We start from the raw sequence: 12023 nt of genomic DNA, 5'->3' as shown, positions 1-12023 counted from the left end.
CGCCATCGTAGTCGAACATGCGTTCGATCGTCAAGGGCAAGGCGAGCGGCCGGCTAGGGGACTCCGGGCTCTGGAGGCTCGGAGCGAAACCCGATTTGGGTTATGGGGAGTATGAAAACGATTACGGGCGTACACGACGCCCCTGCACCGCACTGGGTAGGCGACGGCTTCCATGTCCAATCGCTCTTCTCGTATGCCGACAAGCACGATCTTAGCCCCTTTATCTTGCTCGACCACGCCGCTCCGCGCGAATATAGCCCAACGTCGAAACAGCGTGGCGTCGGCTGGCATCCACACCGCGGTTTCGAAACAGTAACCATCGTCTATGCAGGCGAAGTCGAGCACCACGATTCGCTCGGTAACGGTGGCGTCATCGGGCCGGGTGATGTGCAATGGATGACCGCCGGCTCCGGCATTCTGCACGAAGAGTTCCATTCGCGCGCCTTTGCGGAGCGCGGCGGTCCGATGCACATGCTGCAGCTGTGGGTGAATCTGCCAGCCGCAAAAAAGATGACTGAGCCGGCATATCAGACGATTCTGAGCACCGATATCCCCGTCGTCGGTTTACCAAATGCTGCCGGAAGCGTGCGCGTGATCGCGGGCAAATTTGCGGCGGTTAGCGGCGCGGCGGCCACGCATACGCCGATGGACGTACTCGACGTGCGGTTGAAGGGCGGAAACGCTACTGCTATACCGCTCCAAGGCGGACGCACGCTAGCGGTCGTCATGCTTGACGGCCGCGTCGGTATCAATGATCGGGCCGCGGCGGAGGCTGGTCAGCTCGTGACGTTCGAACGGGGGCAAGCGGACCTGCACCTATCTGCGGAAACAGACTCGTCACTGCTTATCCTGAGCGGCAAGCCGCTCGATGAGCCGGTTGTCGGCTACGGCCCCTTCGTGATGAACACGCACGACGAAATCAATCAAACAATCCAAGACTTCAACGCCGGCCGATTCGGACGGCCGCTCCTTTTCGAGTAGGTTTACTGCGCGAGCGGGTAAAAGAGACGCATGAGCATCATCGCACCGGACCTGAATACGACGCCGCCGCGCAGCGGGCGCTTCTTGCTAGGCCGCTACACGTGGCTCGCGAGACTGGCCGACAAAGTGCGCGCGGAGCATGCCGGATTAGAAGGCGAATACATCGCGTACTGCGGCCTTTCGACGGGGTTTCTCGACCGTGCGGGCGTGAGCGTTGCCGACTTCGACAAACTCATTCGCGATGGCGCGAGCGATTCGGATCTCGCGGACTACTTCGACAAACACGTCGACGACCCGCACCGCGAAGCAGCCAATTCATACGTGCTCGACGACATGAAGTCGCACCTCGACAAGCAGGACGCCGAGGAAGGCCGCGCTTAAGGCAATCGCTCGAGCGCCTTCTCGATCGTACGCGTCAGGTTTAGCGTGGCCTCCGTCTGCAAGAGGATGAGTTGCCGAAGCTGCTGGCCTTCGTTCAACTTACTCTGTTCTTCGATATTTTCGACAAAGAATGCATCGACGTGCTTTTGCAGATCTGCGGTGGTCAACATTAAATGATGCTACTTTCGGTAGTTTGGCAGGCGGAAAGCCCCGGTTTTACGATGGTACCCAAATGCGACTGGTCTGCCACGCGCCGTCCTTCGACAAGCTCGTCCTTCGACAAGCTCAGGATGACAAGAAGGGGGCGTGTGTTGTCATGCTGAGCTTGTCGAAGCATGAGCTGTCGAAGCATCTGGGGGGCGGTTTTTAGCGCGATAGCCAGGCGCCGAGCATGCGGAGGTCGAGGCGGCGGTTGAGTTGCGGACATTCCGCGCTGCAGACGTGCAGTTGGCGGATCGCATCGTGCATCTGTTTGCGCGAACTCGCGAAGTAGGCCTCGATCGTTGGATGCGGATAGAACAACTCGTTGCGAATGCGCAGGCTCGCAAATCGCCGATGCGCGAAACGCTCGGATGACGCTTCGCCGACGAAGCAGGCTTTCAGGCCGATACCTTCGCCGTACTCCGCTTTGAGTTCTCGCAAACGGCGTTGCGGGTGTTCGGAGAAGCCGATCTTTACCGATGCGTCGTCGATCCGCATGAGATAGACGAAGCCGTAGTTATAGCCGCAAAGTTCTTCGAGCGGCGAGAGCAGATGATTGGTTCGCGTGCTCTCGCCGCTTTGCAGCCAATCCCACGCGACGCGCTGAAACCGTTGGCAACCGGTATCGGCTACTGCTTCAATCATAGGCTCCTCGAAGATACCAGCGTTCGCCTTGGCGATAGATGCGATACAGTTGACCGTCTTCTAATAATACGTCGTATTCGTCGCGGACGACCGGGCCATCGAACCAGCCTTCGTCGATGCGCCAGGGCCCCGCACAATCGGTCACGGCTCGTGGGGGCGATCCAACGAGCACCGGCTCGTTGGCCCGTATGACGACGTCGATCTCGCGCACCGCGAGCAACCGCAACTGCGGCACCGGATGCGCCGCATTCGCAGTTGTGGGCGCCTCACCCGCACCAACGGCAAAGGCTTCGGCGGTGAATCGCTGCTCGAAACAGTGGGCCGCTTGCGCGCGCATTCGCGTTCCGCTCGCACCGAGCGCGTTCTCCAGACGTGCGAGCGCCAGTGCGATCGCCTGCGGATCCGGTTCGCGTTGCGCGAAGAGCGTGGCGGGGGTGCCGAGCTCTTCCAAGCGCATGACCGCTACTCGCAAGCCCACGACCGGCGACTCGAACGCTTGCCCCTCGAGTTTCGCGCGTACGACATCGAGCATCATGCGCGAATCGGCCGTCGCTTGAGCCAGCCCGACCTCCATGCGGCGGTTATCGCCGCTCTCACATTCGAAACTCACCTGGACCATCGCCGCACCTTTACCCATCCGCGCGAGATCCGAACAGACGCGGTCGGTCAACATACGCAAGGCAAAGTAGAGCTGTTCTTCGCGATCGGCCGTGCCTTCGCCGTACATCGCTGCATCGATCTGTATCTCGTGCGCGCGCGGCAAGAGCGGCGTCGGGTCGTTTCCGTTGGCTCGCGCGTGCCACGTGGCCGCGCTCTTTCCGAAGCGACGGACGAGCGGACCATGCGGTAGGCGCGCGAGGTCGCCGAGCGCGCGCACGCCCAGCAGCCCCAAGCGTTCGATCGTCTTCGGGTCGAGATCGAGCAGTTCGACCGGCAGCGGCTCGAGCAGCGCGCGCACGTCTTCTCGCCCGCAAACGTATCCGTCGGCCACGCTGGCCGCCGCGTGCGCGAGAAACTTATTCGGTGCGATCGCTACGCGCAGCGGCAGATCGAAATCGCGCAGCACCGTATGCGCGCGCGCGATCCAATCGGATGGAGCGCCGTCGATGCCGCGCATCTCGAGATAGGCGAGCCCTTCGGCCGTGTCGTCGACCAGCGGCGAAACCGCATCGAGCGCGTCGAGCATGTCGCTCCAAACCAGATGCGAGCGAATCGGATCGTGTACCAGCACGCACGCGTCGTTAGCCGAGGCGCGCGCCTGCACGACCGTCTGTCCGACGCGCGCCCCGCATGCCGCGGCGCGTTCGTCGAGCGCGAGAACGCGTCCGCGATCGGGTTTATCGGCCAGCAGTGCCGCAACGTCGCCGAGATCGGGGCGATCGCGGCGCGCAACGGCGAGTGCGTAGTTGGGAACGTAGACGCAGAGCATAAAAAGACGTTCCTAATAGGCCACAGCAGTGAGCCGGCGGTTCCCGACGAGGCGCTCGCGTACGACTGCGCCGCTTCCGTTTGAGAGAACGCGCAGGCGGGCGATCGCGCCGGGTGCCGCACGGCGATGTTTAAGTACGCGCGCCGAGATATCGTAGCCGGCGAGTTCGCAGAAAGGTCCCGATTCGTTACACCAGAGCACGCGTTCGATCGCGCATCCCACGCGAGCGCTCGCAAAGTATCCAAGTTCGGAACGCGCCTCCGGCCCTAGTGTGACCAACAGCGCATCGGCTTTCTGCGCGAGTCCCGCCAACCGCGACCACACCGTTGCCTTGAGCGCGGCGCCCGGCGCGACGATCACTTCGAAGGCCCGCGACCGTAAGAGAATATCGGCCGCCCGGGCGATGCCCAGGGTCGTGGCAGCAGCCACCACCAGCAGCCGGTCCAGCCGCACTCCGGCCGCTGCCAGCGTGGGCGGATACAGCGAGCCATCGTCGACCACCGCCGCCAATCCCCGGCTGGTGGCGACCGCCAACAAGCCGGCGGCAATAGCCGTGCGGCCGGAGCTGAGGCCCCCTTCGAGCGTCCCGATCGCCCCGCGTGGAAAACCGCCGCCTAGGGCCCGGTCCAGCTCCGGAAAGCCGGTCGAAAGCAGGCGTTCTCCAGGCTGAACGATGGCGCGCGCGCTCCCCAAATCCATTCCGGCCTTAAGGGCCTGGAAGGCTGTTCGCCGGGGATCGGGTTCTATCGCCGCAAGCATGGGAGATCATCCTAATCGAACATATGTTCGATGTCAATCTCCTTGCTGTCAAGTCAACCGGCCGGGCCGCTCGCGAGAGCGGCCTTTCGATTTCCACCTGCATTGCCAAGAGACGTTCCGCCAGTCGTGTTGAATCGAGGGCGGGGTGCCCATTTTGCCAACGGCCACGAGACTTCGCGTTGGGATCGACGTCGGGGGGACGTTTACGGACCTCGTCGCCGTCGATACGGCTAGCGGCGAGATCGTCGCGCTCAAAGTTGCTTCCACGCCTCAGGCACCGGAGCGCGGCGTGCTTGAAGCTATGCGCGAACTGCGGGCACGGTATGCAACGGCCCCGCATATCGAATGGCTCTCCCATTCGACGACGATCGCAACCAACGCGCTGCTCGGGCAGATGCATCTCGAGTTGCCGCGGGTGGCGTTCGTCACCACCGAGGGGTTTCGCGACGTCATCGAGATCGGGCGGCAGAATCGCAGCGAAGTCTACAATCTGTTCGTGACGCGCCCCAAGCCGCTGGTCGCGCGTGCGGATCGCATCGGCGTGCGCGAGCGCATGGACTTTTCCGGCAACGTGCTCGTCGCGCTCGAAGATGCCGAGATCGAGCGCGCGATCGCCGAACTGCGCGCTCGTAACGTCGATGCCGTCGCGATCGGGCTGCTCCACGCTTACGCAAACGACGCGCACGAACGGCGCCTCGCGCGAGCGATCGCTCGCGCGCTGCCCGGCATACCGATTACGTCTTCCGCGGAGATCGATCCGGAGTATCGCGAGTACGAGCGCTTCTCCACGACCGTCGTTAACGCCGCGCTCTTGCCGATCGTCCGCCGGTACATCGAGCGGTTGGTTCGGGCGTTGCACGACGACGGCATCACCGCGCCGCTCTACGTCATGCAAAGCAACGGCGGCATGGCGACCGCGCAACGCGCCGCGGCGCGGCCGGCAACGATCATCGAGAGCGGGCCGGCCTCGGGCGTCATCGCCGCGGCCGAAACCGCGCGTCAATTAGCCCTCGAGAAAGTGCTCTCGTTCGATATGGGCGGCACAACCGCAAAGGCCGGCACGATCGCCGACGGCGCGGTGCAAGTCGTCGGCGAATTCGAGGCGGCGGGCTCCACGCACTCCGGACGCTCGATCAAGGGCAGCGGCTATCCCGTGCGTTTTCCGTTCGTCGATCTCGCCGAGATTAGCGCGGGCGGCGGCACGGTCGCGTGGATCGACGACGGCGGATCGCTACGCGTCGGGCCGCTCTCGGCCGGCGCCGACCCCGGTCCCGCCTGTTACGGACGCTCCGATCGCGCGACGGTCACCGATGCCAACGTCGTGCTCGGGCGTTTGAATCAAACGCACCTGGTCGGCGGGACGTTTCCGATCGACGCGCGCCGTTCGCGCGACGCGGTTGCGACGCTCGCGCAAGCGCTGCAGCTCTCGGTGGAGGCGGCCGCGAGCGGCATTCTTACGCTCGTCGATAGCGAGATGGCCAAAGTGCTGCGCATCGTCACGGTCGAACGGGGACTCGATCCGCGCGAGTTCGCCATGATCGCGTTCGGCGGCAACGGTCCGCTGCACGCCTGCGCGCTCGCGGAGGAGCTCGGCATCGCACGCGTGCTCGTCCCGCGCCATCCCGGCGTCTTCTCCGCCTACGGGTTGCTCGTCGCCGAAATGCGCGCCAGTTTCGTGCGGCCGGTCTTACGCGAACTCTCCGCGTTCGATTGCGACGAATTGCAAGCGCTCTTCGCCGGTCTGGAAGAGGAAGGCCGCCAAGCGCTGCGCGAGCAGGGTGTCGACGACGCCGCCATCGGTTTCGTGCGCGAATACGACATGCGCTATCGCGGACAGAGCTTCGAGCTCGATATCGAACACGGCGATTCGATCGATGCGATCGCCGAGAGCTTTCACCGCAAGCACGAACGCCGGTATGGATACGCGGTCCGCGACGAAGCGGTGGAGCTGGTCAACGCGCGGCTTACGGCAATCGGCAACCTGGCTCGTGCTCCGCGCGCCGATCGAACGCGTGCCGCCGCAACTCCCGCGCCCGCGCCGGCCACGCGCGACGTGTTTATCGACGGCGCTTTTCGGCCGACGCCGGTCTACACGCGCGAGCATCTTCCGCCGGCGATCGACGGGCCGGCGCTCGTCGAGCAATACGACACCTGCGCCTACGTCCCGCCGGGTTGGCGCGCGCAGGACGGGGATATTCTCACCCTGGAGCGTGCGTTGTGAACGAGACGGCCGGAACGATCGGCGATTGGGCGGTCGATGCCTGCGAGCGGGCGCGCGCGCACATGGAGCGCGCGCTGCGACGCTTCGAAAAGAAGCCGTCGGCAAAACGCGTTCACCGCGCCCGCAAGGCCGCGGCACGGCTGCTCGCGATCTTGGAGGACTTCCCGGCTTGCGTGGACGAGGAACCCGCCCTCGCGCCGCGCGTTCGAGCCTTGCGCAAATGGCTGGGAAAGGTGCGCGATGCAGACGTGCATCTGCAGCGGTTGCGCGCTTATCGGGCGGCCTCCACGCTCGAAGAGCGCGAGGCGATCGAACGCCTTCGCAGCGCCGTCGCGCGCCGCAAACGCAAAGCGGAGAACCGTCTCGATGCGTTCTTACGGGTCTCGCAATGACGCCGCGTCAATTGCGGATCGAGCCGGCGGACCCGGCCATCGACGCCCTGCGGCGCTCGCTCGGCGTGCGGTTTGCCGAAATGCTCGAGAGCGCGCGCGACCTCGCATCGCAGAACGACGACGCTCGCCTGCACGCGCTGCGGTTGGCCGGAAAGCGCTTGCGCTATCTGCTCGAGAGCGGCCACCGGAATCGGCCGGAACTTGGCGCCGCGACCGAGCGCCTCGCGCAGTTGGTCGGGGCCCTCGGCGACGTACACGATTGCGCGCTGCTGATCGAACTCGCGCGCGCGGACGGCGGCTCGTTGCTGGCGCGAATCGCCGCCGACCGTGAGAAACATCTGCTGCGAGCGCGCGCGCTCTGGATCGACGCGTTCGTCGAAGCCGGTCCCTTTAGCGGGCTGATCGCTTTTACCGGCTTCGGAAAACCCGTCGCATGAAGGTCGGTGCCGTCGACCCGATCGTGAGCGAAGTGATCAAGAGTTCGCTTATCTACGCAAGCGAAGAGATGGGCATCGCGGTTCGCAATAGCGCGTATTCGGCGAACATCAAGGAACGGCTCGACCATTCGTGCGCGCTCTTCGATCGGCGCGGCCGGCTGATCGCACAAGCCGAGCATATTCCGGTGCACCTGGGATCGCTGCCGTGGGGATTGCGCGCGACGCTCGATGCAATCGAGGCGCAGGACGGCGGCGTACGCGAAGGCGAGATGTGGGTCGTCAACGATCCGTATCTCTCGGGCACCCATCTCAACGACGTCACCGTCATTCGCCCGATCTATTTCAACTCGACGCTCGTCGGCTATGCGGCCAACAAAGCGCATCATACCGACGTCGGCGGCATGGTACCCGGTTCGATGTCGGCCGATGCGCCCGAACTCTTCGCCGAAGGCTTGATCGTGCCGCCGATTCGCCTCGTGCGCGACGATCGCGTCGTGACTTCAACGATCGCCATTTTTCGAGCCAACTCGCGTACGCCGCACGCGCGCAGCGGCGACCTCCGCGCGCAGCTCGCCGGCAACCACACGGGCGAGCGGCGGCTCCTCGAACTCTACGCCCGCTACGGCGAGCCCGTCGTCGAAGCGGCGCTGGAGCGGATCCTCAACGAAAGCGAACGCCGCATGCGCAACGCCTTGCGCGCGCTCGGCGACGGCGTCTTCGAAAGCAGCGACGTCCTCGAGGATCGCGCGGGCCGGCCGTCGATCCGCATCGCCCTGCGTTTGACGCTTCGCGACGGCAGCGCGCACTTCGATTATGCTGGAACGGCGCAGCAGGTCGCCTTTCCAATGAACGCGGTCTACGGCGTCACCCTTTCGGGCGTCTATTACGCGCTGCGCGCGGTCACCGATCCGAGTATTCCGATGAACGACGGCTGCTTTCGTCCGGTGACCGTGGACGTGCCCGTCGGTACGCTGCTCAATCCGCGCCGCCCCGCGCCCGTCTCCGGCGGCAACGTCGAGACCAGCACGCGCAACGCCGACGTCGTGCTCGCGGCGCTGGCGCTTGCCGCGCCCGATCGCGTGCCGGCTCCGAGCGGCGGTACGATGAGCAACGTGATGATCGGCGGCGTGCGGGCCTCGGGCGAAAGCTGGGCGTTTTACGAAACCAACGGCTGCGGTATGGGCGCGCGCCCCACGAGCGACGGCCTCTCCGGCATACAATGCCACATGACCAATACGCTCAACACGCCGATCGAAGCGATCGAGCGGGAGTTTCCGCTACGCGTCACGCGCTACGAATTCGCCGACGGTACCGGCGGCGCGGGGCGATTTCGCGGCGGCGACGGGTTGATTCGGGCGCTCGAACTCACCGACGGCAGCGCGCGGGTGTCGCTGCTCGCCGAACGGCATGCCGTCGCGCCGTCGGGCGCCCGCGGCGGCGGCGCCGGCGCAACCGGACGGCACGCACTCGTACGCGACGCGCGAACGACGGTGCTGCCGGCAAAGACGACGCTCGATCTCGTGCCGGGAGATACGCTCGTTATCGCAACGCCGGGCGGCGGCGGTTACGGCTGCGGCGACGGTGAGGGCGCGGGCGCGCCCGCGTTGTGACCGCCGCAGAGCGGAATCGCATTGCGAACGCCGGTCGCGGTAACGTCCTCGCGGGCCGAGATGCGCTGCTGGTAGGTTCCGACCTGACGCGGAAAAGCGAAGATCGGATTGTTGGCGAGCGCCGAGTCGGTGTTGAGCTTACTCACGTCGGGAAGTCCGCCGGGGTTCTTGCTCGGCAGGCCCGCGTTGACGAGCGAATCCGGCGCCGTCGTCGGCGAATCGGACGGCGCGTTGTGCGAGTTCGCGCCGCCACTGGACGTGCGTACGTCGGGGCTGAGCGCCTTGTCGTACTCGTGCCCGGCCGCCTGCAATTCTCCGAGTTGCTGCGTATCGACCAAGCCCGAAATCAAATCGAGCACGCCTTTTTGCTCTTGCAATACGCCGAGCAGCTGCGAACGCAGCGTTACGATTTGCCGGTCGTCCTTCGTTAACGGGCGGACGGGAAAGGCGGCGTTGCTGCCGAGCAGCGATTCGGTCTGCTGTACGTTCTGCACCATCGGTCCGACCATATTCTCCAGCTGCAGGACGTCGAGGTCTTCGGCGGCCTGGGAACCGTTGTGCAGCGCGGCCGCGTGATCTTTGGCAAACTGCACGAATGCCGGCTTACTCGCGGCAATGATGCGATCGTTATCGAGCACGTGCCCGATGGCGGGCGCGATATTCCGGCGAAACGCGCTGCAGAACGGCGTCGAGATCGTGTGCGCGATAGTTTTTAACGGCGTCGAGGTGGGCGCCGGGTGCGGCGCCGCCGCAGCAGGGGAGAGCGCGCCGAGTACGAGCGCGGCGACGTAGACACTGAGCATGCCGGTCACCTTACTCCGAACGTGGACGCTGGCCTGCTCGCCTTGCTCTACGTGCCCTTCCCCGCACCGAAATAATGGATCCATTTGACGATGAATTGCGGCGACGTTGCGAACGCGCTCGCATCGCCGTAGACGGCGTAGAGTTCGTTGGGACCCACGATTCGGTGGAACGCCGCCGAGAGGTTCCAGCCGCTTTGAAACGACGGTACTTGGTCGATCTCAAGCTCCGGCGGCGTTCCGATGATGCGCCGAACGCCGAGGGCGAACGATTCGTCGGGGCCGGCCTGATACGTATAGGCAACGCGCTCCAGCCATTGTTCGAACCGTCCGCCGCGATCGAGGAATTGCCGATTGTCGTCGAGCTCGCCGCTAACAAGTCCGCGTTTTCCGGCGCGAATCGTCGAAGCCAGCGATGACGAGTTCAGGCTCCCCGGTCCGAATCGGCCCGTATAGAACGCGACCGTGGTTGGCGTCGCGCCTTGCCCGTGCTGCGCGCCGTTGTTGACGCTTGCATTGGAGGCGCCGCTGCCGAACGTCACGGAGACCCCGTTCTGCGAAACCGGTGAAAAGACGCCGTTATTCATTCGTAAGAAACTCGAACCGGCGCTCAAGCTGACGTCGATCAGTCCCCGCGTCAGCAGATCGAAGGTGTAGTTCTGATCGGTTTGGTTGAGGCCGACGCCGGTGCCGTGGTAGCGGTCCACGAAACCCGACCACGTCACGCTGCGCAAAGGCCGGCCCGGCGCAAACAGGACGGCGTGACTATAGTAGGCCGCATACCCCGCGATATCGCCGTGCGAGACGAATCCGTCGTACGGGTTAAACTCGGACCCGATTTTGCGCAACGAGCCGAAGATGGCCGTCGTCTGGTTAGCCCATCCTCCGCCGCCGTCGTAGTATTTGGCGCGCTCCGGGTGAAGGACGTTCGTTCCCGAGTCGACTGCGTAATTAAAATAGGCGCTGAGATGCTTGCCGTCGCCAACGCTGAGCCCACCCTCGAGCGCGTCGTCGTGGAAGCCCGGCATGTTTACGGCGATGCGTTGAACCGAGCCGAAGATGGTATGCGCCCCGTTCGTGTATCGCAACGCCTGCGCGGAGTCGCTGCGTCCCACTCCAACGGCATCGAAGGCGCCGAATCCATATTCGCCCTGCTTGCCTTCTATCGCGTATCCGTCGCGAGGCGTGGGAATGCCCGGCGTATACAGCGTGGTGGTGTAGCCGCTGCAGGCGTCGCAATCGAAGTTATTATACGACGATTGGCCTTGCGTAAAGAACGGGCGTATTTCGCTAAACGAACGCCGGAAGGCCGTGGGCGAGATCGATTGCTGGTCGCGCTCCACGTTCGAATAGTCCGGATGAATCGTGGCGTAAAAAGAGGACGTCGCCGTTATCGGGATCGAGAGATCGAGACCGGCACGCGAGGTCGAGCCTCCGATGGAGGAGCCTGCGATCGTGCCCAAACCGTAGACGGCAACGCGCGATTGCGGGCGTACGGCAACGGTGCGCAAACCGGTCAGCGAACCGGCGTAGCGCACGTCGGTCGGGCTCGTGGCATTCGTGTCGTACGCGTACACGAACGTGTTGCCCGTCGACTCCACCGCTCGCGCGAATTGAACTTTCCACACTCCGGCCCCGGACGTTCCGCGCATCACGTCCATCGGAATTCGCATGACGACCACGTACCCGCCGGGAACGATTTTTGCAACCGAGGTCCATTTCGGCTCGTAGGCCGTGTTCTCCGACGAGAACTGATAGTGCGTGCCGATTGGATTGGCGACGAATTGGTATTGAAATCCATTTGCGCCGCCGGGCCAGAGCACGATTTGGACGTCGTCGTCGGCGCCGTAACCGGCGTTATTCGTGTGCTGGGTTGCGACGACGCTCTCGCTCTGGCGCGCATCGAAGGCGACATACAGAAAGGTCCCGTCGCTGCAAACGTAGGCCGTGGTAGCTTCCCGCGCGCGTCCGTGTGCGAGCAGATCCCAATCCATCGTTACATGCGCCGCCTTTTGCCAAGCCGGATCGGAAATATCCGCGATCGTGGGAGGCGCGCTCGCTACCCTTGGAACGGCGATCGCCGCCGGCGTGGCGGATTCGAGGGCCGCGGCCGACGCCGCCCCGGTCGTGACGATTGCGAGCAGAGCCGTGAGAATCCAACGCATCG

At 64.5% G+C, this 12023-nt stretch carries 11 protein-coding genes and 1 pseudogene; 6 read left to right on the top strand and 6 right to left on the bottom strand.

Annotated elements, in window-relative coordinates:
* Positions 1 to 111: 111 nt before the first annotated feature.
* Positions 112 to 981, top strand: coding sequence for a pirin family protein (locus VIG32_04625; protein HEY8297291.1), 870 nt, complete (start codon positions 112 to 114; stop codon positions 979 to 981).
* Between the two features lie 30 nt (positions 982 to 1011).
* Positions 1012 to 1362 (top strand): DUF5069 domain-containing protein, encoded by a 351-nt coding sequence (locus VIG32_04620; GenBank protein HEY8297290.1) that lies wholly within the window; start codon positions 1012 to 1014, stop codon positions 1360 to 1362.
* Here the strand turns inward: VIG32_04620 and VIG32_04615 are convergent.
* The 4 genes from VIG32_04615 to VIG32_04600 all read right to left on the bottom strand — a co-directional run bounded on the left by VIG32_04615 (position 1359) and on the right by VIG32_04600 (position 4396).
* Positions 1359 to 1532 carry a hypothetical protein gene (locus VIG32_04615; GenBank protein ID HEY8297289.1) on the bottom strand — a complete coding sequence of 58 codons (174 nt, stop codon included), beginning with the start codon at positions 1530 to 1532 and terminating at the stop codon, positions 1359 to 1361. The genes VIG32_04620 and VIG32_04615 overlap by 4 nt on opposite strands.
* A gap of 196 nt (positions 1533 to 1728) precedes the next feature.
* Positions 1729 to 2208 (bottom strand): GIY-YIG nuclease family protein, encoded by a 480-nt coding sequence (locus VIG32_04610; GenBank protein ID HEY8297288.1) that lies wholly within the window; start codon positions 2206 to 2208, stop codon positions 1729 to 1731.
* Positions 2201 to 3637, bottom strand: coding sequence for a DNA polymerase Y family protein (locus VIG32_04605; GenBank protein ID HEY8297287.1), 1437 nt, complete (start codon positions 3635 to 3637; stop codon positions 2201 to 2203). Before VIG32_04605 ends, VIG32_04610 begins: the two co-directional genes overlap by 8 nt.
* A gap of 12 nt (positions 3638 to 3649) precedes the next feature.
* A complete protein-coding gene (locus VIG32_04600) occupies positions 3650 to 4396 on the bottom strand; it encodes a hypothetical protein (protein HEY8297286.1) in 747 nt (248 codons plus the stop codon).
* 145 nt (positions 4397 to 4541) lie between these two features.
* On the opposite strand from VIG32_04600, the gene VIG32_04595 reads away from it, so the two are divergent.
* The 4 genes and pseudogenes from VIG32_04595 to VIG32_04580 all read left to right on the top strand — a co-directional run bounded on the left by VIG32_04595 (position 4542) and on the right by VIG32_04580 (position 9056).
* Complete coding sequence (locus VIG32_04595) at positions 4542 to 6617, top strand: hydantoinase/oxoprolinase family protein (GenBank protein ID HEY8297285.1); 2076 nt, start codon at positions 4542 to 4544, stop codon at positions 6615 to 6617.
* A gap of 62 nt (positions 6618 to 6679) precedes the next feature.
* Positions 6680 to 7009 (top strand): CHAD domain-containing protein, encoded by a 330-nt coding sequence (locus VIG32_04590; protein ID HEY8297284.1) that lies wholly within the window; start codon positions 6680 to 6682, stop codon positions 7007 to 7009.
* Positions 6898 to 7446 (top strand): annotated as a pseudogene (locus tag VIG32_04585) (CHAD domain-containing protein). The gene VIG32_04590 and the pseudogene VIG32_04585 overlap by 112 nt, the downstream one beginning before the upstream one ends.
* Positions 7443 to 9056, top strand: coding sequence for a hydantoinase B/oxoprolinase family protein (locus VIG32_04580; protein ID HEY8297283.1), 1614 nt, complete (start codon positions 7443 to 7445; stop codon positions 9054 to 9056). Before VIG32_04585 ends, VIG32_04580 begins: the two are co-directional and overlap by 4 nt.
* On the opposite strand, the gene VIG32_04575 is transcribed toward VIG32_04580, so the two are convergent.
* Together VIG32_04575 and VIG32_04570 are read right to left on the bottom strand one after the other, a co-directional pair.
* Complete coding sequence (locus tag VIG32_04575; GenBank protein ID HEY8297282.1) at positions 9011 to 9859, bottom strand: hypothetical protein; 849 nt, start codon at positions 9857 to 9859, stop codon at positions 9011 to 9013. The genes VIG32_04580 and VIG32_04575 overlap by 46 nt on opposite strands.
* Before the next feature lie 47 nt (positions 9860 to 9906).
* Positions 9907 to 12021, bottom strand: coding sequence for a hypothetical protein (locus VIG32_04570; protein HEY8297281.1), 2115 nt, complete (start codon positions 12019 to 12021; stop codon positions 9907 to 9909).
* Between the last annotated feature and the right edge of the window lie 2 nt (positions 12022 to 12023).

It is taken from the genome of Candidatus Baltobacteraceae bacterium (assembly GCA_036559195.1).
Classification (GTDB): Bacteria; Vulcanimicrobiota; Vulcanimicrobiia; order Vulcanimicrobiales; family Vulcanimicrobiaceae; genus JALYTZ01.
Note: the sequence above shows the minus strand (reverse complement) of the source record. Positions and strands in the feature narration are given on the sequence as shown.